Annotated in this window: 25 protein-coding genes; 14 read left to right on the forward strand and 11 right to left on the reverse strand. The window is 42.1% G+C overall.

Annotated elements, in window-relative coordinates:
* Positions 1–7 precede the first annotated feature (7 nt).
* From ACIPK1_RS11545 to ACIPK1_RS11570, 6 genes are all read left to right on the forward strand, one after another.
* Complete coding sequence (locus ACIPK1_RS11545; RefSeq protein ID WP_005226050.1) at positions 8–307, forward strand: malonate decarboxylase subunit delta; 300 nt, start codon at positions 8–10, stop codon at positions 305–307.
* Entirely contained in the window at positions 297–1,979 is a 1,683-nt protein-coding gene (mdcD, locus tag ACIPK1_RS11550) for a biotin-independent malonate decarboxylase subunit beta (RefSeq protein WP_400450948.1), read from the forward strand. Before ACIPK1_RS11545 ends, mdcD begins: the two co-directional genes overlap by 11 nt.
* Before the next feature lie 3 nt (positions 1,980–1,982).
* On the forward strand, positions 1,983–2,576 hold the full coding sequence (locus ACIPK1_RS11555) for a malonate decarboxylase holo-ACP synthase (protein WP_016611804.1): 594 nt from the start codon (positions 1,983–1,985) through the stop codon (positions 2,574–2,576).
* Positions 2,577–2,600: 24 nt separating this feature from the next.
* Positions 2,601–3,686, forward strand: a complete 1,086-nt coding sequence (locus ACIPK1_RS11560) for an acyltransferase family protein (RefSeq protein ID WP_016611803.1) — start codon at positions 2,601–2,603, stop codon at positions 3,684–3,686.
* Between the two features lie 12 nt (positions 3,687–3,698).
* Positions 3,699–4,556, forward strand: coding sequence for a triphosphoribosyl-dephospho-CoA synthase (locus ACIPK1_RS11565; RefSeq protein ID WP_400450949.1), 858 nt, complete (start codon positions 3,699–3,701; stop codon positions 4,554–4,556).
* Between the two features lie 172 nt (positions 4,557–4,728).
* Positions 4,729–5,772, forward strand: a complete 1,044-nt coding sequence (locus ACIPK1_RS11570) for an AI-2E family transporter (protein WP_008379977.1) — start codon at positions 4,729–4,731, stop codon at positions 5,770–5,772.
* Between the two features lie 69 nt (positions 5,773–5,841).
* Here the strand turns inward: ACIPK1_RS11570 and ACIPK1_RS11575 are convergent, their stop codons facing one another.
* The 4 genes from ACIPK1_RS11575 to ACIPK1_RS11590 form a co-directional block, all read right to left on the reverse strand.
* The gene (locus ACIPK1_RS11575) at positions 5,842–6,318 is read right to left on the reverse strand and encodes a GNAT family N-acetyltransferase (RefSeq protein WP_008379975.1); all 477 of its coding nucleotides are present in this window, start codon (positions 6,316–6,318) and stop codon (positions 5,842–5,844) included.
* A gap of 176 nt (positions 6,319–6,494) precedes the next feature.
* A complete protein-coding gene (locus ACIPK1_RS11580) occupies positions 6,495–6,719 on the reverse strand; it encodes a hypothetical protein (protein ID WP_005235901.1) in 225 nt (74 codons plus the stop codon).
* Positions 6,720–6,878: 159 nt separating this feature from the next.
* A complete protein-coding gene (locus tag ACIPK1_RS11585) occupies positions 6,879–7,844 on the reverse strand; it encodes a Gfo/Idh/MocA family protein (RefSeq protein WP_008379972.1) in 966 nt (321 codons plus the stop codon).
* Positions 7,841–8,734, reverse strand: coding sequence for a MurR/RpiR family transcriptional regulator (locus ACIPK1_RS11590; RefSeq protein ID WP_008379971.1), 894 nt, complete (start codon positions 8,732–8,734; stop codon positions 7,841–7,843). Before ACIPK1_RS11590 ends, ACIPK1_RS11585 begins: the two co-directional genes overlap by 4 nt.
* A 204-nt stretch (positions 8,735–8,938) precedes the next feature.
* Here ACIPK1_RS11590 and ACIPK1_RS11595 point away from each other — a divergent pair, with 204 nt between their 5' ends.
* From ACIPK1_RS11595 to ACIPK1_RS11605, 3 genes are all read left to right on the forward strand, one after another.
* Positions 8,939–9,964, forward strand: a complete 1,026-nt coding sequence (locus tag ACIPK1_RS11595; RefSeq protein WP_142437571.1) for a Gfo/Idh/MocA family oxidoreductase — start codon at positions 8,939–8,941, stop codon at positions 9,962–9,964.
* Between the two features lie 114 nt (positions 9,965–10,078).
* Complete coding sequence (locus tag ACIPK1_RS11600) at positions 10,079–10,477, forward strand: heme-binding protein (RefSeq protein ID WP_400451024.1); 399 nt, start codon at positions 10,079–10,081, stop codon at positions 10,475–10,477.
* A 23-nt stretch (positions 10,478–10,500) separates the two neighbouring features.
* Entirely contained in the window at positions 10,501–11,478 is a 978-nt protein-coding gene (locus tag ACIPK1_RS11605) for a Gfo/Idh/MocA family protein (RefSeq protein ID WP_008379967.1), read from the forward strand.
* Positions 11,479–11,540: 62 nt separating this feature from the next.
* Here ACIPK1_RS11605 and ACIPK1_RS11610 read toward each other — a convergent pair whose 3' ends face one another.
* Positions 11,541–11,729 (reverse strand): hypothetical protein, encoded by a 189-nt coding sequence (locus tag ACIPK1_RS11610; protein ID WP_005226063.1) that lies wholly within the window; start codon positions 11,727–11,729, stop codon positions 11,541–11,543.
* 180 nt (positions 11,730–11,909) lie between these two features.
* On the opposite strand from ACIPK1_RS11610, the gene ACIPK1_RS11615 reads away from it, so the two are divergent.
* The gene (locus tag ACIPK1_RS11615; RefSeq protein ID WP_008379964.1) at positions 11,910–13,235 is read left to right on the forward strand and encodes an NAD(P)/FAD-dependent oxidoreductase; all 1,326 of its coding nucleotides are present in this window, start codon (positions 11,910–11,912) and stop codon (positions 13,233–13,235) included.
* Positions 13,236–13,477: 242 nt separating this feature from the next.
* Here ACIPK1_RS11615 and ACIPK1_RS11620 read toward each other — a convergent pair whose 3' ends face one another.
* The 4 genes from ACIPK1_RS11620 to ACIPK1_RS11635 form a co-directional block, all read right to left on the reverse strand.
* Positions 13,478–13,645 carry a hypothetical protein gene (locus ACIPK1_RS11620; RefSeq protein ID WP_170920176.1) on the reverse strand — a complete coding sequence of 56 codons (168 nt, stop codon included), beginning with the start codon at positions 13,643–13,645 and terminating at the stop codon, positions 13,478–13,480.
* A gap of 307 nt (positions 13,646–13,952) precedes the next feature.
* Complete coding sequence (locus ACIPK1_RS11625; RefSeq protein ID WP_005235915.1) at positions 13,953–14,747, reverse strand: hypothetical protein; 795 nt, start codon at positions 14,745–14,747, stop codon at positions 13,953–13,955.
* Positions 14,737–15,276, reverse strand: coding sequence for a sigma-70 family RNA polymerase sigma factor (locus ACIPK1_RS11630; protein WP_051013026.1), 540 nt, complete (start codon positions 15,274–15,276; stop codon positions 14,737–14,739). Before ACIPK1_RS11630 ends, ACIPK1_RS11625 begins: the two co-directional genes overlap by 11 nt.
* Positions 15,277–15,337: 61 nt before the next feature.
* Positions 15,338–15,730, reverse strand: a complete 393-nt coding sequence (locus ACIPK1_RS11635; RefSeq protein WP_008379958.1) for a hypothetical protein — start codon at positions 15,728–15,730, stop codon at positions 15,338–15,340.
* 161 nt (positions 15,731–15,891) lie between these two features.
* Here ACIPK1_RS11635 and ACIPK1_RS11640 point away from each other — a divergent pair, with 161 nt between their 5' ends.
* Complete coding sequence (locus ACIPK1_RS11640) at positions 15,892–17,136, forward strand: glycosyl transferase (RefSeq protein ID WP_086332390.1); 1,245 nt, start codon at positions 15,892–15,894, stop codon at positions 17,134–17,136.
* A gap of 15 nt (positions 17,137–17,151) precedes the next feature.
* Here ACIPK1_RS11640 and ACIPK1_RS11645 read toward each other — a convergent pair whose 3' ends face one another.
* Positions 17,152–17,637 (reverse strand): AmiS/UreI family transporter, encoded by a 486-nt coding sequence (locus ACIPK1_RS11645; protein WP_005235922.1) that lies wholly within the window; start codon positions 17,635–17,637, stop codon positions 17,152–17,154.
* Between the two features lie 341 nt (positions 17,638–17,978).
* On the opposite strand from ACIPK1_RS11645, the gene ACIPK1_RS11650 reads away from it, so the two are divergent.
* Positions 17,979–18,233, forward strand: coding sequence for a LexA family transcriptional regulator (locus ACIPK1_RS11650; RefSeq protein WP_016620130.1), 255 nt, complete (start codon positions 17,979–17,981; stop codon positions 18,231–18,233).
* Between the two features lie 32 nt (positions 18,234–18,265).
* Here the strand turns inward: ACIPK1_RS11650 and ACIPK1_RS11655 are convergent, their stop codons facing one another.
* Positions 18,266–19,252: a DNA/RNA non-specific endonuclease gene (locus ACIPK1_RS11655; protein WP_194199730.1), complete on the reverse strand. Its 987-nt coding sequence runs from the start codon at positions 19,250–19,252 to the stop codon at positions 18,266–18,268.
* 409 nt (positions 19,253–19,661) lie between these two features.
* Between ACIPK1_RS11655 and mgtE the strand changes: the two genes are divergently transcribed.
* Positions 19,662–21,026 (forward strand): magnesium transporter, encoded by a 1,365-nt coding sequence (mgtE, locus tag ACIPK1_RS11660; RefSeq protein ID WP_016611788.1) that lies wholly within the window; start codon positions 19,662–19,664, stop codon positions 21,024–21,026.
* Positions 21,027–21,178: 152 nt separating this feature from the next.
* Positions 21,179–22,120 carry a ribosome small subunit-dependent GTPase A gene (gene rsgA / locus ACIPK1_RS11665; protein ID WP_016611787.1) on the forward strand — a complete coding sequence of 314 codons (942 nt, stop codon included), beginning with the start codon at positions 21,179–21,181 and terminating at the stop codon, positions 22,118–22,120.
* Positions 22,121–22,337 lie beyond the last annotated feature (217 nt).

The raw sequence follows: 22,337 nt of genomic DNA on the forward strand, positions 1-22,337 counted from the left end.
AGAAGAGATGGAAAAATTAGCTTATACGTATCAAACAACGAAACCAGTCACCAAAAAAGTCCATGTTGGCGTGGTTGGTTCTGGTGACTTGGAAATTCTGCTTTTTCCAACGGACAAACAAGAAACCACCGTTTCAGTTTGTACAGGAAGTGATGGCTTTGGCGATGTGTGGCAAAATGTCTTGACACGTTTTTTTGAGCGCTATCCAATCAGTGCGCAAATCGTGATCAACGACTTTGGCGCCACTCCCGGTGTGGTTTACCTACGATTAACTCAAGCAATGGAGGAACTAGCAGATGAAGAATAGTTTTGTAGAATTAAATGCCCGAGAACGGGTGCAGGCATTATTGGATGCCAAGAGTGGTCGTGAATTGATCGATCCATTCGACCAAATGATCGCACCCAATCTGGTGGCTCAAGACATCGTGCCACAAAGCGATGATGGGATCGTTGTTTGCCGTGGAACGATTTCTGGAGAAAACGTGGTCGTGATCGCTATGGAAGGAAAATTCCAAGGTGGCGGGATCGGTGAAGTTTCTGGTGCTAAAATCATCGCGGCATTGACTCATGTGTTGGAAGAAAACCAAAAGGGCAATCCGATCACACCGATCATCATCCTCGATACTGGTGGCGTACGCCTCCAAGAAGCGAATTACGGCTTATTGTCGATTGCAGAAATCGGCAATTTGATCGTTGCAATAAAATCGTATGTGCCAGTGATTGGATTAGTGCCAGGTCGGGTGGGTTCTTTTGGCGGTATGTCGATTACCTCAGCACTTATGAGCTACTTGATAGCGACGAAGAAAGCCCGTATCGGTTTGAACGGTCCTGAAGTCATCGAACAAGAAGCTGGAGTGAGAGAATTTGATTCCAGTGATAAAGATTTGATTTGGAACACCATTGGCGCCAAACAACGTTTGGCAGCACAAATGATCGATGAACTAGTGACTGACAGTGTCGAATCGATCCAAGAAGCTGTGATTGCGGCGATGGTTAAAAAGAAAGACAGTCATCGCAGCGAAAAAAGTGGTTTTTATCTTTCTCTTTTAAACGAACTTGATCTATCAAAGCCGCTGACTATCGAGGCATACAATAAGGCTCTTGCAGCGCATAAAGCAACTGGAGTGGCACCTATTACTGTAACAGAAGGCAAAGAAGCTGCTGCTGACAGTATCGGTTATCACTGGTTTTCAGCATTGACGAATCTGCAATTCCCAACCTCAACTAGTGCAACTGTCTATGCAGCTGCATCTGACCTTTTTACTGAAGAAGTCGTTGTTACAGCGATCGTGCCAAACCCAACTAATCCGATGTATCGGGTACGCAAGGGAGAAGTTGGTTTAGTCGAAGGGTATGAGATGGGCCACCTGTTAGAAACTGTTTATCAAGAAGACAAAGAGAGAGCAGTCAAACGACCAATCATTGCGGTCATCGATGTCCCTAGCCAAGCGTATGGCTACAATGAAGAATTGATTGGTATTCATGCAGCTTTAGCAAACAGTGCGGCAGCTTATGCCAAACTACGCCAAGCGGGTCATCCAGTGATCGGTTTTATCGCTGGTAATGCGATCTCTGGGGCTTTCTTAGCGCATGGCTTGCAATCAAGTCGTCTGATCGCACTAAATAGTGAAAAAATCACTGTTCAGGCAATGTCAAAAGAAAGTGCAAGTCGGGTCACCAAACGGTCGATTGCCGCGATTGAAGCCGCTGCGGAAAAAGTACCAAGTATTGCTTATGATATCAAAAATTATACGAAACTTGGGGCAATCTTCACTTTCTTATCCTCCATTACGGATCAGTCTGTCACCTCTGAAAGCAAAGCGACTGTAATTGAAGCGATCAATGAGGCGATTGATGATGTGCGTAAAACGAATGACACGATGTTGACCAGTCGCTACACCAATCCGATCGCTAAAAAGAGCGGCCGGCTGGAAACGAATAACATATTTGAAAAAATGAATGCAGAATGGAATGAGTAACGAATGAACCGTGCCCACGATATCGTTCAATTAGATAAAGAAGTTCTTGATATGATTGATATTCCGAAATGGTTTTCTGAAAAAGAACAGCTTTTTGCGACCGTCCGTCGTGGGAAACCCAGCAACCCTAGCTATTTACCCGTGGGGTTGCGCGGGGAAAAGCGGCAAGAACGGTTTGCCTTTGAGGCACCCTGTAACATGATCAAACGAACGATCCATCCTTGGGAATTGACCAGTCGTGAGAGCTTCCGATTCAATGAAGTAGCCAATTATCCAGTTTACCGCAGCTATCAAAAAGCACGGCTTTTATTGAAGTACTATTCTTGGGGAATTGGTGGCAGTTTGGGTTTTGAATTAGCTGCAAAACAGGCAGCAATCAAGCCGACAAGTGATTTAGATCTGTTGCTTTATGCCGACACGAAAGAAAAGCTGCCATTGGAACTATTGGAAAAGCAGGCAGCCTTTTTTCAACAGATCGATGTTCAAGTTATCACAAAACAAGGCGGGTTTGCCTTAAAGGAGTATTTGGAACATCCATCAAAAAAAATCTTAGTAAAAACAGACGAAGGGCCAAAACTCACCACTGAGATTTGGTAATTATTAGAAAAGTGAGCGAAAAACATGTTTGAGAACAACGATTTAAAAATCAACATCAGTGATTTCCAAAAAGTATTTGCCGTGACAGCAGTAATGATGCAAACGATTTTGACTTTTGCCTTATCCAATACCCAAGATGAAAAGACTGCAGCATTCATCGGTACCTTTTATGTCTTGGTGAAATTTACCGCACCCCTGTTTATTTTTGCTATTGTTTATAACATGGTTAAGACAAGTCAACATCTGTCTTATCTAGAATTTTTGAAAGAAAAGTTTTTTGAACTTGTCGTGCCATATGTGCTTTGGACGACGGCTTATTTATGGCTCTTTCCCGCTGTCCAACAAGGAAAACCTTATACTGATACAGCAACGTTTTTACTGAAATATGTGACGGGGGATGCGGCGCCACACTTGTGGTATACGATCATGATGCTGCAGATCCAATTGTTGATGCCGTTTTTTGTCTGGTTAGGTTACAAAGTGTTGACGAAGAAAAAAGCTGTTTGGCCAGTATTGATCGTCGCAACTGCTTTGTATGCCGCTTGGTATGTGTTTTATGATCGCCAAGTTTTTGAAGGACCGCATCATGAAAACTGGTATTTATTGGATCGGTTTGTCTTTAGCTTTGCGATCTATGGGATCTATGGCGAAGCCGCTTTGATTTATCACGAAACTGTCTATCGCTTCCTATACAAGATTCGCTATGCTTTCTTGCCAGTGGGTTTAGCATTGGGGCTATTATCTGCCAATCATCTGCTACATTATGCAGGTGATCTAAGTTTCGCTCATGCACCGTATTTAAATACATTGCAAAGCTTATATAGCTTAGTATTGATTTTTGCAGTCTTTATGTTTGGGTCAACTATGATCAAGAACAATGCCCCTCAGTTAGGGACATTTAAGTGGCTATCTACTTATGCGTATCGAACCTATCTTGCCAATGTTTTTGTCTTTCAAGTTTTGTTGCTATGCTTCAAAGATTTGTTGCTGCAACTGCCAATGGGCATCATGATCATCGTCGCTTATTTGGCAACTGCCAGCTGTGGTTTTTTAACAAGCTATGTTTTGCATGTTTTATGGGTAACGATCAAAGGTCAAATCAAAAAATAGAGGAGGAGTTGGATGTTTGCATTTGCTGTAGAAGAAAATTGTCGACGACTCGCCCAATTGGTAGAAGAAGCCTTGATTACAGAAGTGACATTGTCCCCAAAACCTGGGTTAGTGGATGCCATTGATTCAGGTGCCCATCACGATATGGATCAAGCACTCTTTCTGCGATCAGCTCGAGCATTGACGCCATACTTTGAAGAAATGGCCTTGGTGTCTTGGGGAAGCAGCATGTCTCAAGAGTTGCGGGAAGCAATCGCTGCAATCGGTCGGAAGGCAGAACAGGCGATGTTGGCAGCCACTGGTGGCATCAACACTCATAAAGGAGCCATTTGGGCATTAGGCTTGCTCATCAGCGCCGTCAGTAGCCAACTTAGTCGCAAACAGCGGATTTTTTTGCCAGAAGTCTTTTCTGACATCCAGCTTCTCACTGCATTTCCTGATCGTGCGCTGACTCAACAAACGGAAAGTCATGGCAAAACTGTTCAAGCCAAATATGGACATCTCGGTGCGTATGGGGAAGCTGCTGCTGGGTTCCCCCATGTTCAAATCGCTCTAGCGGATTATTTTTCTCGGGATTGTTCCAATGAGACTGAAAAAAGGCTCCACATGCTGTTGGCGATCATCGCTACACTGGACGATACGTGTATTTTATACCGCAGCAATCAAGAGGTACTGGCACTGGTTCAGCAACTCGCACAAAAAGCCAATCAGCAAGCGTTGCCGAACCCAGCATTTCATGCACTAGCAGCCTTCTGCCAGTCAGAAAATGTGTCTCCAGGCGGCAGTGCTGATCTGTTGGCTGCCAGCTTCTTTTTATTGTCCATCAACTCGGTTTTACCCGTAAACGAAGGAAAGACCGTTTACCAATAACTCTTTTCCTTAGAAGAAAGCCAACGATTCTTCTAAGGATTTTTTGTTTCATTTTTTCGCTCGATTAAGAAAAATAAAATCTCTTGCTATTTGCATAGTTTAATGATTAGATAATTCTTAGGCACTACTGAAATGCTTCGTTGCTCCATTGCAACGAATAAAGGAGTTACAGATGAAATACTATAATGCTTTTCTTCAAAATCTTGTGTTGCGGCGCTGGACGGTCCTGTTTATGCTTGCGGGCATTCTTTTTTTGTTTCGCAGTATGATGACCATTCTTTTGCTGACCTTTATCTTTACGTATCTGATTTATCGGCTGGTTCTTTTGCTCCATCGAAAAAGTCATCTGCCCATTAAGCTTACGAGCATCCTGACTTACAGCTTGATTGTTTTTATTCTTTATTTAGTGGCAACAAATTATGTACCCATCATCATCAAACAATCCGTCCAATTAGTCAATTCCGTTGCTGATTTCTACCAACGGACAGACTCCAACAATGAATTGATCGAATATGTCTTGAATTTATTGCAAACCAGTGAATATATTCAGAAATTACAAAGCGGCGTTCTAGTCGTGATCAATTATCTGTATAATTTCGGTGAGTTGGCATTGACGGTGCTGATCTCATTTCTGCTTAGTTTCTTCTTTATGATCGATAACAAAAAGACCGTTGCGTTTTCTCGGCTATTTTTGCAAGGGCGAGGGGCGTGGTTCTTTGAAGATGTTTACTATTTAGGAGCTAAGTTTACGCGTGCTTTCGGAAATGTGATTGAGACGCAGTTGGTGATCGCCTTAGTTAATACAGCAATCACTGTCTTCGCCTTAGCGGTGATGGGCTTTCCGCAGCTGTTGAGTTTGGCGTTGATGATTTTCTTTCTCAGCTTGATTCCTGTTGCTGGTGTGATCATCTCGTGTATTCCATTGACGTTTATTGCCTATTCCATCGGCGGATTTAATGACGTGATCTATATTCTTTTGATCATAGTATTTGTTCATGCGTTGGAATCCTATATCTTAAATCCCCGCTTGATGGCCAATAAAACAGAGATTCCGATGTTTTACACGTTTATTCTCCTGTATCTTAGCGAACATCTCTTTGGTTTGTGGGGCTTGATCATTGGGATCCCATTGTTTACTTTCTTTTTAGATTTAATGAATGTGAAAGAGATTCCGCGATTGCGTAAAAAAACCGATGACACCTTGCAGGACCAATAAAATGATTGCTGTAAAGGATGGCAATTGATAGAAAAACCATCTCTGCCGATGAAAGGCGAGATGGCTTTTTTATTTCGCAGCAATTTTTTTCGTAAAGGAGACAAAGCAGATTGCTGAAGAGGTGCTTTGAAACCTGCCTGTTTGGGAATACCCCAAAGAATGATAAAAGTGAACCAGCTTGGGTTCTTGCAGGATCGTATTCAAATGTATCGTATCTGTTTGTACGTTCCTTTCAATCAAGGTCATTGCTTGTCTACCGATCCCGCGGTTCTCGTAGGAGGGAAGAAGGGCGATGGAAGATAGCTTCGTCGTATGCTCCTGCTCAACCGTCAGTTTTAGGAATCCCACGGTTTTCTGAGCGGTCATGATTAAATAATAAGTGGTATTCGACGCAGAAAACTTTGCGTTTAGCTTCTCAAAACTTTGTAAATAGGGAGAAGTTTCTCCATCTTGATAACGGAGAAAGAGAGATTTGAAGGCAGCTTTTTGTATCAAGTAGATAGAAAGTAAATCGGAAAGCTTCGCTTCTTTAAGCTGAATGAGCATGCACACCTCCATAAAATGTCAGACATCATTTGTTGAAAGACATTGATTCGGTATAGAAGGTCCTGATGAAAAAGCCATCGAAGAGCAGTCTTTCATTGGCTCGTTTCCGTTTTGACCTTCCCTCAACCAGAGGTTCAAAAACGAAGAGATCCGCAGGGGTTCGTGCCGTCGTTGTTTTATTGAAAAAGATCATTTATCGATGTAACCAAGTCGTCATAGGTTTGACCGGTAGCGATTGCATAAACGGAAAGCAAAAAGACGAGGGCTGCTGCCAGCACGTAAAAAATTCGGAGGCGATAACCGTCACCTGTCCGGCGATTTTTTACAAAAGTAAAAATCGTCACAGCTAGATAAGCGAAGGTCAATAAACAAATAAGATACGTAATAATTTCTGGTGTCATGGGCGTTTTCCTTTCTTTTTCTATTTGTATAAAAATATACTCAATAAATATAATATAACCATTTCGATACCGTCAAAGAAAGCGCTCAATTTTTGATACAAAAAACTGACCGAGTGGTAGCCACTGGTCAGTTCTATTCAAAAACGATGGGGCATGATCTTAATTGTCTTTTTTTTCCGCATCTAGCAAGCTTCTTAGTTCATCTGCTAAAGCGATACAGGCAATACTATCCGTTAAGGACATCAGGGAATTTTCGAGTTGTCCTTGTGCAAGAGCGGTGTGAACTGCTTGAATCTCTGAATGGAAATCATCGATCTCGTACCCAATATCATAGACCGTGTCTTCTTGGTCAATCGTCACGGTAAAAGAAGCGGGGCGATGGAAGTTGGGGATTGTGATTTTCCCTTTTGTTCCTTGTAATTCCGCCACCGTCTCTTTTGTTTGGTCAAATCCAGTCTCAATCACTGCAACAAAGTCTTCACTGACAAAGCGTGCTTCAACATAGGTATCAACCCCAGTTTCATAAAGGCTGTAATCGATCATTTCGGCAGTTAAATTTTCTGGTGAAAAATCTTGGATAAAGGCTAAGTTATAGATCCCCATATCCAGTAAAGCACCCCCTTGTTTTGGCAGATAATGGTAAGAACTGCCTTCGACTGGTAAATGGCGGCGAAAAGTAGTCGTGACACTTGTTAGCTCACCGATATGACCACCATCCACAAGTTCTTTTAGTTTGCGATACGCTGGGGTGAAGCGTGGCTTCATGGCTTCCATAAAGAAGACTTCGTGTGCTTGGGCTTGTTTTTGTACATCGCGCATTTCTTGTGCAGTCAAGGTTGCTGGTTTTTCACATAAAACAGCTTTTTTTGCTTGAAAGGCTTTGATGATCCATTCATAGTGATACAAATGCGGCAAAGCAATATAAACGATATCGATAGCTGGATCATCTAATAGGTTTTGGTAGTTATCAAAGACGGCATCACACGGAAATTTTGCTTGAAACGCTTGCGCTTTTTCCATCGTACGACAAGCAACCCCATAAAGCTGGGCATCTTGAAAATTTTCTAGACTTGCAGCAAAGCGATTGGCGATATTTCCGGCACCAATAATTCCCCAATTGATCATTTCATTTCCCTCTTTTCTTCAGTTGACGGGTATTCTGAGAGAATCCCTGATTCCAAAACAGATTGTTTTTTTCTTAACTCGACAATATTTTTTTGATATTCTTTGGCATACAGCAATGCAAACAGTGAATCTAAAATATACTCAAAGGCGACCTGTGAAGAAAAGGTACCGACTTTGAGAAAATCACGTTCATCATGAGAAGCGATGATCGCATGGGTCGCTAATGGGATGATTTTCGCATGGGCGTTGCCAGAGATTACGATCACTGGTACCCCAACATCACGAAAGTGTTGCATGATTTTTTCGTATTGTGTATTTTTCCCACGATAGGTAATAAACACGGCACAATCATTTTGCGTGACGTTCGATGCATTCCACGCATCATCCCCATATTCATCCGCAATAATCAGATACTTATTGATTTTGACCAACTTATTTTGAAAACTTCTTGCCCGGATCTGAGAATCACCGCGAGCAAATAAGAAAATCCGCTGCGCAGCTTCCAACGATTGCACCACTGCTTCCATCGTTTCTGGGGCAACCTGAGCATGAGTTTTGTGGATCGAGTTGATCGTTAGATCGGCCATTTTTTTCAAAATATCAGGTGTTTGATCCTTGGGCGAAAAGGGAAAATTCGCGTCAACAAAGGTTGGATTGAACATCTGATTATGGGCAATTTCAGCCAGACCTAAGCGAAAACTTTTAAATCCTTCATAACCCATCTTTTTGGCTAGACGAATGACGGAAGAGTGGGATGTGTACGTATGCTTGGCGATGACTTCAATCGTCAACGAAGGCACATCATTGATATTTTGCAAAATATAACCGGCAATCCGTTTCTCCGTATTGGTCAATCCTTCTTGAAGCCGTAATTTATCTCCTAATAACATCAAACCACCTCTTTCTAATCATAGCCTAGGACAAAGAAAACCAAAAGCAAAAACTGTGCCTTTTTGGCAATTTGGTAAAAATGTTCAGAACCACTCAACAGTTTGCGAAAAAGTCTGGTCAAAAGAACCTGTTTTTGGCAAAAGACTTCCCATTTCGAAGGATTTCATCAATAATCAAGCTATCAATTCATAGGAGGCGTTACAATGTTAACTATCGCATATCTCGGAAACGGAAAAAGCACCAATCGCTACCATCTGCCTTTTTCAACCAAGCTACAGGATAAGATCAAAGTAAAGACGATCTATTCTCCAAGCGGCAAGCTGACCTGGCCAACACTGGAAGACGTTCATTACACCTCTGACTTAGAGGATATTTACCGTGATCCTGAAATTCAATTAGTTGTGGTCACGACCCCTAGTCATTTGCATTATAAATTAGGCAAGGATGTCTTGCTCCATGGGAAAAATGTCTTGATCGAAAAACCTTTTACGGAAACCTCGGCACAAGCAAAGGAATTGTTCGCACTGGCGCAGGAAAAAGGCTTGTTTGTGCAATGCTATCAAAATCGACGCTTTGATTCTGATTTTTTGACCACGCAAAAAGTGATCGAAAGCGGCGTGCTCGGAGATCTCTTAGAAGTAGAGATGCATTATGATTATTTTCGCCCAGAGATTCCACGGTCAGTGACCGAATTTTCACTGAATACTAGCTACTTGTATGGACACGCTTGTCATACACTGGATCAAGTGATCTCCTATTTTGGGCAACCAGACGATGTCCATTATGAGGTTCGGCAATTGCTTGGAAAAAATCGCATGAATGATTACTTCGATTTGGATCTGTTTTATGGTCGAATGAAAGTCTCAGTCAAATCTAGTTACTTCCGATTAAAAGAACGGCCTAGTTTCGTTGTTTATGGTGAAAACGGCGTTTTTGTTAAACAAACGAAGGATCGACAAGAAGAGCATCTAAAACAGTTTTATCTCCCGGATCATGCCGATTTTGGGATCGATTTACCGGAACACTATGGCACACTAACTTATATGGATGCTAACGGTGACTACCATGAAGAAAAAGTCATCTCTGAAATTGGTGATTATAGCCGTGTGTATGAGGGCGTCTATGAAACGATCATCCATGGCAAAGAGAAAATCGTGAAAGACGAAGAAACGATTTTACAAATCGAAATGCTAGAAACAGGCATCAATCAAGTGATCACTGAGTCATAAGGCAGGGTGATTATGGGGCTTTTGACAAACAAAGCGCCTGGAGGCATCAACTGACTCAACGAAAAGGAGTAGATACGAATCGAACCTTCAGAAATCCTGCAAGAAGAACAGCAGCTGCAGTTTGCTCATTTTGACAATGACCTCGCATTGCGGTTGGTTATTGCCATCGATCAGTACGTTAAAAGGAACTACCCGAAGCCTGTAGGGATCAAAGTTGTTCATCGTGGCTTGCCGATCATTCGATTTTTAATGGCAGGGCGGAAAGAGAGCCCTTGGCTTGAAAGAAAAGAACGAACGGTACTAGAAAGCGGGCATAGTTCACTATATGTCTATGCGCAAAAAAATAGAGATATACAATTTGCTAAATGGGCACAAGACGAACATTATGCAGTTTGTGGTGGTGGTTTTCCAATTATCGAAGATAGAGAAGTCACTGGTGCTATCTGTGTGTCAGGTTTGGCCCATTTAGAGGATCATAAAGTGATCACCGAGGTATTGAAACAAATGATCTAAGAAGATAGAAAAGGGGAAGCAAGATGAACTTAGCGATTTTAGGGGCAGGCATGATCGTCCATGATTTTTTGACGGTGGCAGGGGATGTCCCGCAGCTTGAACTGTCCGCTATTTTTGGGACAGAAAATGATTTAGAGAAAATGAATCACTTAAAACAGCAATACGGGATTCAAACCGTCTATACAGAGTTAGGGGCATGTTTGGCGGATCCCTCCGTTGACACCGTGTATGTCGCATTGCCCAATCATTTGCATTATTCCTTTGCCAAAGAAGCGATCCTCGCTGGCAAACACGTCATTTGTGAAAAGCCATTTACGTTGCAGGCACGAGAATTAGTAGAATTAACAGAATTGGCTGCTGCCCATGGGGTGCTTTTGATGGAAGCCATCACGAATCAGTACTTAGCCAACTACCAAGGAATAAAAGCGCAGCTTGAAACATTGGGAGAGCTGAAAGTGATTGAATGCAACTATTCGCAATATTCTTCTCGTTATGATTCATTCAAAGAGGGAACCGTTTTACCTGCATTTAACCCAAAAATGGGTGGTGGGGCATTGATGGATATCAATATCTATAATATTCATTTTGTGGTCGGGCTTTTAGGAAAACCTAAAAGTGTCCGCTATTTTGCTAATGTCGAAGAGGGGATCGATACTTCTGGCATGCTGTTTTTAGACTATGAACAAACAAAAGTCGTTTGTATTGGCGCCAAAGATTCGACAGCGACGATTCGCTCAACGATCCAAGGGACGAAAGGATCGATCATCGTCAATGGACCGACGAATATGCTTGCCAGCTATGACGTTGAACCGGTCAATGGGGCAAAAAGCCATCAGGATCAAAGCGTTCACGGACATCGTATGTTTGAAGAATTTGCCCGTTTTGCACAAGCCATTCACGAAAATGATCATGCCTTTGTCAAGGAACGCCTTGCACATAGCAAGCTGGTGATGGAAGTAGTGGAAAAAGCATTGGCAGATGCCCAGATTGTATTAGGATAATCGCATCAATGTGGAAAGACACCAGCTTCTTAGAGAAGTTGCTGGTGTCTTTGTCTGTTGTCTTATTTTTTCTTCTTTAAACTCAATAAGGTTAGTGGGATACCCAAGGTGAGATAGCCGACAATTGTCATCAAACAGACGACCAGCCAAAAGTTATCTACTGCTAGAAACGCAATCAGGCCATAGGCCACCAGAATCGAGAGGAAATAAAAAAGAAAGAGCTGAAAAAAACGTTTAAAACTCACAGTCATTCATTCTCCTTTGTCGTTAAACTGACAAGAAAAGTATACCATATCAAACGCAATTTTAAGGGATGATTGTGATCATTCGCAGGAGCCGTTAAAGGCGAATTGTTTTGTGGGCTGACCGTGATTCGCTATACTTGAAGGGAAGAGAAAGAGCAGGATTTTTTTAAGAGAAGGAGGAGACAGATGAAAAAGGTGGATGTACTGATTATCGGAGCGGGTCCAGCTGGTACGGCTGCTGCCTACGGGTTAAAAGCCAAAGGAAAGACAGTGGCGATCGTCGAAGCTGATTTATGGGGTGGCACGTGCCCCAATCGCGGGTGCGATCCGAAAAAACTACTGATGCGAGGCGTAGAAGTCAAAACAGAGGCGAAACGTATGCAAGGCAATGGCGTTCAAGGGCAGGTAGCCATTGATTGGCCGGCACTGATGGCGTTTAAGCGCTCGTATACTGATCGTGTGCCGGAGTCAACCAAACAAGGGTTACTAGCAGAAGGAATCACTACTTACTACGGACAAGCCGCTTTTCGTGATGCCCATACGGTCGTCGTGGACGCCGAAGAGATTCAAGCAGAAAAAATAATCATTGCGACAGGACAGCGTCCAGCCGTACTACCAATCGTCGGCAAGGAGCATTTACAAAACAGTACTGATTTTCTTTCCTTTGAAAAGATGCCAGCAACGATTGCTTTCATAGGTGCTGGATATATTACCTTCGAATTGGCGATGATCGCTCAAGCAGCAGGTGCTGAAGTTCATGTGATTCATCATAATGACCAGCCACTAAAAGGATTTGATGCTGAATTGACCGCAGAAATGGTTCGTTCAATGCAGGACCAAGGTGTTTCGTTTCACTTTAACCAGAACACACAGCGAATCATGAAAGAACAAAACCACTATACAATTCAGACACAAGCGTTGTCTCTCACCGTAGAAGCAGTGATTGGTGCCACGGGACGCAGACCCAATAGCGATCAGCTGCAACTGGAAAAGGCAGGGGTAGAAACGTCAAAACAAGGGATCGTTGTAAATGAGTTTTTGCAGACTAGTCAAACACACATCTACGCAATCGGAGATGTGCTAGCGAAAAAGCAGCCAAAACTGACGCCTGTTGCTAGCTTTGAAGCCGCCTATCTTGTCGAGCATATAGATGACCAGAAAACGCCCATCCGCTATCCGCTAATCCCTACGCTGGTTTTTGGTGCGGAAAAACTGGCAAGAATCGGAATCAGTGAGCAAGAGATTGCCGATCATGCCTCAGAATATCATAGCGAGGTGATGGATCTTTCTTCTTGGTACACCTATCGACGAATCAATGATCAAGAGGCAAAAATCAAATTGGTTTATGACACATCTGATACAATCGTTGCTGTCACGATTTTTTCTGCATTGGCGGATGAGTTGATCAACCACTTCGTTTTTGTGTTGGAAAATCAGCTATCGAAAGAAGCACTGGCACAAATGATTTTTGCCTACCCCACACCTGCTAGCGATTTGTCCTATTTTCTATAAATAAACAAACAAGCCTGCGCTAGTTTCCGCTAGCACAGGCTCTAAATTATTATGTCCGTATTGACTATAGTCTGCCAACCTTAAATGAACCTTAAAGTTAGGCTGGGTTTCATTTAAGCAATGTCTTTGTTTTCTAGTAACCCTAGGTTTAGGCTTTTTTTGAAAGCCGACGGACAGCAACAATCAGTACGATCGATGACAAGAAGAGTCCGATCAAATAGATGATGAAAATAAAATCCGGCTCATAATGCCGATAATTGAATATTTTTATCATAAAAAAGAGAAACGGGATCGCTGCAATAAGGGTTGAAACGAAACGTTTCCGCCATTGTATGAAAAACGATCCAATCACTAGAAAAAGACAAAATGGGACCCAGAAGATCAGATGTCCGATAAGTTCGATTTTTCACACCTCCTAGCAAGTAAAATCATCATAACGTTTCTTCCTAAAAAGCAAGCGTGAATGAAAAAATAATCCCATTAGGCACGTATGAAATTATGAGTGGAGTCTTCTGAAAAGTTCACAAGAAATCTGAGAATTTCAAAAGGAAATGAAAATCGAGCAATTAGGAATGTCCCAATAGTCCGAGACAAGAAAGCACCTGTTGCAGCATTCGTTTTCACTTGAATCCTGCAAGAGGTGCTCTTCCGTAGAAAATCTGGTGCTTTATTCAATTGATATCAAAGAAATGATTAGGAAGGAACGGCAGTCTTTTTTTATGGCAAGATATTCTTACTATACAAAAGGGAAATGATCATACCTATATCCAATAGATCCTTATAATAAAATCCTTTCAGTGGACCAAAGTGTAAGAAAAATCCGAGAATCAGTAATACAAACAGCAGCAGGAAGAGCAGGTTGAAAATGGTCATCAAGCGAAAACTGAAATGCCAATTACTCAAGAAATACTGATATTTGGCTGCTCTGTAAATTTTGTTTTGAATTGGAATTTTCTTGAGTGCAGGGATCGATTCATGATAGGACGTAAATAATTCGTAGTCTTTTTTCGTCAGCACTTCTGAGAAAATGTGCGTCCCCGCTTGAAAGTCGAAATAGCCCCAATGGAATTGTTCTTTATCCTCTGGTGATTCGTGCTTCATCAGCTTTCTTGGCTTGATGGTGAAGGCTTTGATGTTCTCATAGGGGTAACTGAAATAGGTGTTACTTTCTAAATAGTCGATGATGACCAGAAAAAGCATTCGGGTTTCTGTGAAAACCAACAAACGATTGCCGCGGGTATCATGAAAGATGTCACGGTATGCTTTTGCTTTCTCAGTTGTTGCATACGCATAGGCGCCAAGCCCTTGGTTGGCGAAGGCGAGGTTTCCATCTGGCGTCAAAGGCAGATAGCCAAGAATCGTTTCGTCTTTTGCTAAAAGCGTCCGAAGCTCCTCTAATAGATCTTGCAAGAAAACATATTGTTTGGACAGCTCGAAGGTTGTTGCTTTTTCTTGTTCAGTTACTTTTATCAGTGATTTATTTTCATTTAAGACTAACTGTTTAAAATCCATCGATAGTCATCCTTTCTTTTAAGCGTTTGCGGCCACGGGAAAGACGATTGTAGATTGCTGAGACATTTAAGTCCGTCTGCTCTGCGATGGTTTCGGGTGATTCCTGATAAAAATAGTAGAGCAGAAAGATCCTTTGATCAAGGGCTTCAAGGTCTTCAATAAAGCCCAAAAAGTTTTCCTTTGTTAAAGGTGATTCTTCAATAGCTAGTTCCTGCTCATCAACAGGTTTTTCTTCCAATGAGCGCTTGTTCAACTTTCGCTTGTGGTCAATCGCACGACTACGACTGATCAAAAGCAGCCAAGTAATCAAGCGGCTTCTGTCAGGTTGATACGCAGCAATCTTTTGCCAAACCTCGTAAAAAACTTCGTTCGCTACATCTTGGCGCTCGCTCACTTCATGCGGTTGGGAGAGGACACTATGAATCGTCCTCAGCATGCTATCACCATAAACAGCTAACAGTTCTTCTAAGCCGGCATAGTCTTTCTTTTTGATTCGTTTAATGATTTCTTCATCCTGCACCTTTTTCACCCCTTCACACTATATACGAAGAATTTTTGTCTTTTCTATCAGAAAAAGAAAAAAACCTCTGTTAACGAGGTTCATGTTCTTTGGCCATAAGATCTGTTGCTAAGCGCTGTGCCAAATACTCCCAAAGAATGCCACCAAAAAAAGCGCCTATCATATAAAGAGTGGCTGCTTGCAGCTCCAATGGATTATTTGCTAGCCGGAAAGAAAACAGCGAGCCGATGATGAATAGGTAGCTGCCAAAAAGCACTTGCCGCCACGAGCGTTTTTTAACAAACTTGCTAATGAGAAAGGTTGAAAGGATCATCAAGAGAATTTGGATGAATGCCAGAGAAGGAAAAAGTGCAAAGTCAGAAACAACCATTTCCCTCAATTGTTGAATCAAGAAAAAGAAAGCAAAGAGAATGAGCCCGCGTGAGAATATACTAAGCCGCAAGGAAGATATTTTTTTTCGCATTGGTTTACTCCTTGAAAGGTTTTCTTTATTATAGCAAATTTTTAGTTAAACAATGTAAAAAGATGAACGAGAAGGTCTGCAAAAAACTTCTCCTAAGTATGCGCTCTTTTAGTATACTTGAAAGAAACGAGTGGATGGACTCGATACATGAGGAGGATTGCATGCCAATGATTCTTTTTGCACCTGCGGTATTCAACTTGGCTGAAACGACACGGATGATCGAAGTCGCTAAACAAATGCAAGGAAATCACCACTGTGAGTTCTTTGGTTTTTCAAAGACCTTTGCTTCACTTATCATTGAAAGTGGTTTTACGTACCATTTATTGACGCCGACTCTGACAGAAAAACAAGAGGAACAGATCATAAAATTAGATCAACTGCGCTCATTCAAAAATCCCTTCACCAAAGAGATGGTTGCTGCGCGTATCCTGAGCGAAAAAAAACTGGTCGACAAGCTTGCTCCTCAGGTGATTGTAACTGGATCGAATGTCACGATCTTTCTATCTGCTCGCAGCAAACAGATTCCCTTAGTCTACGTAAAACCCTATGCGATGAGTGATCCCTTTTTTCGATCAGATAGCGCGTTTATCCCTTCTAGTTTGCGTTTCTTCGGACCGTTAAGGAAACCACTTTGGTATTGGACAAGAAAACAATTGGTAAAATCCCGCTGGATGCCCCGAGCATTCAAACACGCTGCCCAAACAGAAAAACTTTCTATGCCTGAAACGAGCTTACGAATGATGGACGCTGATTTAAATCTCATCACCACTCCTGAACGCTTTATAACAAAAGAGCTGCTGCCAGATAATTATCGAATCGTGGGGCCGATTTTTGCCAAGATGGGGGCGTCCTTGCCAGAAGAAGTGTTGACTTTTATTGAACAAAAGCGGCGGGAAAGAAAACGAATCGTTTATTTTGCAATGGGCAGTTCGGGGAATCCGCGCATGGTGCGAAAAATCTTAGCTTTCTTACAAAACCGTTCGGAACTAGCGATCATTGCTCCGGTTACTCATCTACTCAAGGGGAAACACAACGTCTCAAAGAATTTGTTCCTGACCGAATATCTGCCAAGTCATCTATTGCATGAGCATATCGATTTTTCTTTTATCCATGGTGGGGAAGGGACTGTTCAAACAGCTTGTGCCTCTGGGAAGCCGTTTATCGGAATCGGGATGCACTATGAGCAAAGCTGCAATATTCAGTACTGCGTGGCGTATGGCAATGCAATTGCACTGACAAAACCAGTAACTGAGAAAAAGCTGGAAACTGCTCTGACAGAGGTTGGAGATCTGAAGATTTGCCAACAAGCCTGCCAGCTAAAGAATCATTTCCCGACAAATGGTCCTCAGAAGGCGATGCAGGAGATTGAGCACTTTTTAGAAATAAACAATAGTGATTATCATTGAGATAATCACTATTGTTTAATAGAGATCTAATAGCATCAGCAAACCTGGGACCCACGTAGTGAAGATACCGCAAGCGATCGCAAAATAATGAATCTTACGACCAAAGTTTACCTTCACGATCGTATCCAAAAAGCCGCAAAACCATAATGCTCCCCATGTTAACCAAATCAGTGCAAAAAGGGGATCTTGCTCCCATTGCCAAGAGACCCAGGCAAAAGGCAAGGTATTGATGGCTACGAATAGCGCAAAAATTCCATAAATCCGTAGATCCAAACCAAAGAGATAAATAATTCCTACTAGTAAATACGTGAAGGCAAAGAGAAAGCCTGTGCCTGCTTCATAATAAGCACCTTGGAGCATATAGATTAGATTGATAATGAAAGATAACGAACCTGTAAAAAGATTAATTAAAGCAAGTGAACGATAGTCAATGTGAAGTAAACTTCCCCAGCCGTTGATTATCAAAGTAATTCCTACAAAAAATAAGCCGATCCCTAACATAAAATCCTCCTTTACTTAAATTTAGAATAACAAATTCCAAGAAAAAATAATACCTTTATTTATTTTTATGTCAATAAAAAGGAAAATAATTTTCAAATTTACTATTTTTTGCTGTTAAATTTGATAAAATCAATAACAAAGAGCGCTGCTTGCCGATGTTTTTCTCGTTAAGGGGAAAATTCCAGCGTTTAAAAGGAACTTTAACTCGTTGGAAGAATGGGAAAAGAGAGAGGAACAATAGATTTTCAGTGTATTAATTGGACAAAAAGCTGACGAGGCAGTAGCTTATCGGTTTTTACGAATTTGCAGCAGTGAAGACTGTTTTGCGGAAAGGAGGAATTATGCCGAGAAAAGATCGAATCTTACTTTTTATTGACGAATATATGCAAGCTCAAGGTTGCGCACCTACCATACGAGAAATCTGTGCCAATGAAGAGATAAAAACAACTTCTTTGGTTTATCGTCATTTATTGCGTCTTGAAAAAAGAGGCCTGATTTACCGAGCTTATCGCTTTAAGTCACGTTCGGTTCGTTTTACAGACGAAGGGAAGGCCTATGTCAAAGTGTTGCGACAAGCACAAGCCAACGAAGAATAAATAAAACCAAAATAAAAAAGCCTAAGGCTTTTTTATTTTGGTGCACGGTAGCCGGCAGCTTCCGCTTCAGCGATGGTTTTGAACCATTCTTTCGGGTTGGTAGTATCCTCGTAGTATTTAGATCCGGGCAAATGATAGATGCCGCTTCTTGATCCTTTGATCAAACCGTTTCCTTGTTGATCGACATATTCTTTCTGTTTTTCCTCTGTTTCACTGCTTTGAGAAGTGGCTGTTGTCGTGTTGTTTTCACTACTTGTAGCATTCTCCGGCTGCGTCATATCTTCGTTGGAAATCTCGCTGCTACCATCCGCATAGTTGATTGTGACACCATCTTGGATGTTGAAGATATAATAGTTGAATTGGATCGTATCCTCGCCAATAGATTGGGCTTGCATCTGTACCCCACGGGCAACCAGCTCGTCATCGCGATAGATCGGGGTGACGGAATATCGGACATAATGATTTTTATCTTGCTTGAGATAATAGTTGATATCCATTTCTAAGCGCAACATCTCGGGATTGTTCAACTGACTTGTCCCTGTGATCAGATTCTTCCAGTTTGCATTTTCGCCAGCTAAAGCAAAGCCAATCAAGTGGGTTCGATTATATAAATATTTCCCATTAGGGAGCTGTTTATTACGCCAACCTGTCGGTTTTACACTGGAAATATCGCCACGCTTTTCCGTGGGCATCAAGGATTGATTCAACATTGCTTCAGCAGAGGTCGCACGATTGAGGTGATCGAGGTCGCCGTATGCTTCCCAGGAGCCATTTTCAAGGGAAAGATCATCTTCTGAAAACTCAGGAATGTTCTGATTGACTTCAATCGTTTGGGTGCCTTGGTAAGTTAACTGTGCCAGCTCATCTGCACGAATATCCTTAGCAGAAGTGATTGCCACTTCTGATGATGGTGTTTTGTGATTTGGGAATAGATCATTACTGTGTAGGAGACTAAATCCGACTGCTGCGAGTGCGAGAAGCGCAGTGACCGATCCGATAAATGTTTTTTTCTTTGCCATCTTTTTTTGCCTCTCTTTTCATTGATGTATAGTTAGCATAAACGGGGAGTAAAAAAACTGCAACCCATTCATCATACCATTTGCATGGAGCGTTTTACAGAACTTTCAGGTTTCTTTTGCTTTTTGATCTCAAATGTTCTTAACCCACTTTCTTTACCAAGGGAACATGCCTGAATGGTTTTTTTTATTTGCAAGTCAAATTTTTCATGTTTTAAAAAAACTATGTGATATAATGAATAAAGTTGTTGCTATTTCCCTTTGATGCTTGTTTTAATAACAGGCATCTCCAGCTGCGGAACGAAATTTCAGCTGTATAGCACGCAACCTTCAAACGAAAGAAATCTGGACAATTTTCTGAACGATTTCCTTTCTTTCTTTGAGCAAAATTACAGGAGAAGGAGTGTATCCCATGAACCAGCAAGAAACCATCTTACATTATTTAAATCAGAAAGACTCTGAAAAATTAAAAGAACTCGTATCAGGAATGGAAGAGCTGCCGCTGTTACAATTGTTCAGCAATTTATCCGCGGATGAAAAAGTGATCGTTTTCCGACTATTACCAAAAGATAAAGCACTTATCCTGTTTGAAGATTTGACACCAGCTACACAACAACACTTATTACGCTCTTTCACCGATGAACGGGCAACCGAGTTTGTGAACGAAATGGCACCAGATGTCCGAGTAAGACTCTTGGATGAGTTGCCAGCGACCGTAACACAAAAACTTTTACAATCAATGGCACCGGATGAACGTGCTGCAACAAACCTCTTATTAGGGTATGAGGCTGAGACTGCTGGACGTTTGATGACACCGGAATTCATCACATTGAAAAAAAATATGACGGTCAATCAAGCGTTAGAAAAAGTGCGAATGCAAGCCAAAGAAAAAGAAACGATTTATACGCTTTATGTTACTGATCAAACGAAAACATTAGAAGGTGTTTTGTCGCTGAAAGATCTCTTAATGGCGCAAGGGGATCAACTCATCAGTGAAATCATGTCCCAAAAAGTTATTTATGTTACCACGGACACGGACCAGGAAGAAGCGGCACGTTTGCTAAATGAACTAGATATCATTGCGCTACCAGTCGTAGACAAGGAATCGCGAATCGTTGGGATCATCACTGTCGATGACGCCATCGATGTCATCGAGCAAGAAACGACAGAAGACATGTTTAATGCCGCTGGTTTAGTCGATGTTGCTTCTAATGAAGCAGACCGTAGTAACGTTCTGATCAACGGCACCCTTTGGCAAATTTGGAAAGTCCGATTGCCGTTCCTAGTGATCACTTTGGTTGCCGGTCTTTTAGCTGGGGTAGTCATTGATGAATTTGAACAAACATTGGAATCGGTGGCAGCCGTTGCGATTTTTATCCCTTTGATCATGGATATGGGTGGAAACGTTGGTACACAGTCCTCAACTGTTTTTGTTCGCGGGATGTCATTAGGGCATATTGATCTTTCGACCTTCACTCGCCATTTCTTTAAAGAAGTTTGGATCGGCTTAAGTCTAGGTTTGATCGTAGGGGTCATCTCTGGGGCTGCTGCATCACTTTGGCAAGGAATCCCGATGTTAGGTGTGGCTGTTGGTATTTCGTTAGTTTTTGCCATGACCTTAGCCGCAGCACTTGGCTTCTTAGTCCCGTTTGTACTGATTAAACTAAACATCGACCAAGCAGCCGGTTCGGCACCGATCATCACATCGATCAAAGATATCGCCGGCTTGTTTATCTACTTCGTTTCAGTAAATGTTCTTTTGGGTCATTTGCTTTAGCATACTGTCCGTTCCGGTGGTATAATAAAGCGACATCACATGATGAGCACAACATAGAAAGGGGAAATGTCTTATGACAAATCAAATGAAGCAACATCAACTCGGAGGTTTCTCTTTTTAAGTGCGGCCTCCTAACTAACTGGAGGGAAATCATGGAAAAACAAGGAATTGTGGTCTTTCAGGCCAAAGATATTGCAAAAGTCCGCTTGACCACAGGAGAAGAATGTTTAGCAACGGTTTCAGGAAAATTTCGCCAACAGGCACTAGCGCCAAAGGATTATCCGATCGTTGGTGATTTTGTACAAGGACAGGTGTACGATCAAGATCATTTCTTGATTGATGCTTTGCTGCCACGAAAAAGTTTTTTACAACGAAAAGTAGCTGGAAATCGCACGGACGAGCAAGGCATTGCGGCGAACATCGACACAGTTTTTATTGCAACTAGTGCCAATGAAGAATTCAATTTGGCTCGGTTAGAGCGCTTTGTAACGATCGCTTGGGACAGTGGGGCTAATCCGGTGATTCTCTTGACCAAAGCCGATCAAGTTACTGCTGATAAAAAAGCAGAGCTGCTGCAAGCATTAAACGATGCATTTGGTGTGAAAACATTTGCTACGTCCATTTTTGAACCAAACGAATTGCTGATGGAAACGTATTTTTCTGACGGACAGATCAGCGCATTTATCGGTTCATCTGGGGTCGGAAAGTCCAGCTTATTAAATCAGCTTATGGCGCAAGACGTTCAAAAAACCAATGACATACGAGAGGATAGTCGAGGACGACACACGACGACGAGTCGCCAGTTGTTCACTCTGTCCTCTGGCGCAATGATCATTGATACTCCTGGCATGCGGGAAGTTGGCATCAGTACCGTCCGGTCAGCTTCGATCGACCAATCCTTTGAAGCGATCAGCCAGTATGCTGAAGGTTGTTTTTTCAGAGACTGTCGTCATGAAACAGAACCGAAATGCGCGGTCAAAGCGGCCATTGCTGCCGGTGAACTTTCAGAAGAAGCTTTCGCCCGCTATCGTAAAATGGAAAAAGAACTGGCGTATTTGAAGCGAAAAGAACAGATCAAAGAATTGAAAAAGTAAAAGTTAGCACTCCTTTCTTTAAGAGGAGTGCTTTTTTGTACGTGTTAAGAGAGTCTTGTTGAGTAAAGAAGAGGGACGTAGACAATGTCCTTGTGTTTTCACGAAAAGTCGGCCAATTCCACTGGGCACTACATGCTAAATGGTTGAACTAAGCTAAGAACGCCTGTCTGGTTGAAAGCTACCGTCAAGAAAGTCAGTATAAAAAAACACAGTGGGG

It is taken from the genome of Enterococcus sp. NPDC086594, from assembly GCF_044746145.1.
GTDB classification, from domain to species: Bacteria; Bacillota; Bacilli; order Lactobacillales; family Enterococcaceae; genus Enterococcus_D; species Enterococcus_D entomosocium.

Excerpts from the sequence above, each read along its gene's own strand:
- ACIPK1_RS11650 (WP_016620130.1), top strand. The coding sequence starts at position 17,979 with ATGCCGAGAAAAGATCGAATCTTACTTTTTATTGACGAATATATGCAA.
- ACIPK1_RS11635 (WP_008379958.1), bottom strand. The coding sequence starts at position 15,730 with ATGCGAAAAAAAATATCTTCCTTGCGGCTTAGTATATTCTCACGCGGG.
- ACIPK1_RS11615 (WP_008379964.1), top strand. The coding sequence starts at position 11,910 with ATGAAAAAGGTGGATGTACTGATTATCGGAGCGGGTCCAGCTGGTACG.
- ACIPK1_RS11545 (WP_005226050.1), top strand. The coding sequence starts at position 8 with ATGGAAAAATTAGCTTATACGTATCAAACAACGAAACCAGTCACCAAA.
- ACIPK1_RS11645 (WP_005235922.1), bottom strand. The coding sequence starts at position 17,637 with ATGTTAGGGATCGGCTTATTTTTTGTAGGAATTACTTTGATAATCAAC.
- ACIPK1_RS11595 (WP_142437571.1), top strand. The coding sequence starts at position 8,939 with ATGTTAACTATCGCATATCTCGGAAACGGAAAAAGCACCAATCGCTAC.
- ACIPK1_RS11605 (WP_008379967.1), top strand. The coding sequence starts at position 10,501 with ATGAACTTAGCGATTTTAGGGGCAGGCATGATCGTCCATGATTTTTTG.
- mgtE (WP_016611788.1), top strand. The coding sequence starts at position 19,662 with ATGAACCAGCAAGAAACCATCTTACATTATTTAAATCAGAAAGACTCT.
- ACIPK1_RS11625 (WP_005235915.1), bottom strand. The coding sequence starts at position 14,747 with ATGGATTTTAAACAGTTAGTCTTAAATGAAAATAAATCACTGATAAAA.
- mdcD (WP_400450948.1), top strand. The coding sequence starts at position 297 with ATGAAGAATAGTTTTGTAGAATTAAATGCCCGAGAACGGGTGCAGGCA.
- ACIPK1_RS11655 (WP_194199730.1), bottom strand. The coding sequence starts at position 19,252 with ATGGCAAAGAAAAAAACATTTATCGGATCGGTCACTGCGCTTCTCGCA.
- ACIPK1_RS11565 (WP_400450949.1), top strand. The coding sequence starts at position 3,699 with ATGTTTGCATTTGCTGTAGAAGAAAATTGTCGACGACTCGCCCAATTG.
- ACIPK1_RS11555 (WP_016611804.1), top strand. The coding sequence starts at position 1,983 with ATGAACCGTGCCCACGATATCGTTCAATTAGATAAAGAAGTTCTTGAT.
- ACIPK1_RS11610 (WP_005226063.1), bottom strand. The coding sequence starts at position 11,729 with ATGACTGTGAGTTTTAAACGTTTTTTTCAGCTCTTTCTTTTTTATTTC.
- ACIPK1_RS11590 (WP_008379971.1), bottom strand. The coding sequence starts at position 8,734 with ATGTTATTAGGAGATAAATTACGGCTTCAAGAAGGATTGACCAATACG.
- ACIPK1_RS11640 (WP_086332390.1), top strand. The coding sequence starts at position 15,892 with ATGCCAATGATTCTTTTTGCACCTGCGGTATTCAACTTGGCTGAAACG.
- rsgA (WP_016611787.1), top strand. The coding sequence starts at position 21,179 with ATGGAAAAACAAGGAATTGTGGTCTTTCAGGCCAAAGATATTGCAAAA.
- ACIPK1_RS11560 (WP_016611803.1), top strand. The coding sequence starts at position 2,601 with ATGTTTGAGAACAACGATTTAAAAATCAACATCAGTGATTTCCAAAAA.
- ACIPK1_RS11580 (WP_005235901.1), bottom strand. The coding sequence starts at position 6,719 with ATGACACCAGAAATTATTACGTATCTTATTTGTTTATTGACCTTCGCT.
- ACIPK1_RS11575 (WP_008379975.1), bottom strand. The coding sequence starts at position 6,318 with ATGCTCATTCAGCTTAAAGAAGCGAAGCTTTCCGATTTACTTTCTATC.
- ACIPK1_RS11570 (WP_008379977.1), top strand. The coding sequence starts at position 4,729 with ATGAAATACTATAATGCTTTTCTTCAAAATCTTGTGTTGCGGCGCTGG.
- ACIPK1_RS11585 (WP_008379972.1), bottom strand. The coding sequence starts at position 7,844 with ATGATCAATTGGGGAATTATTGGTGCCGGAAATATCGCCAATCGCTTT.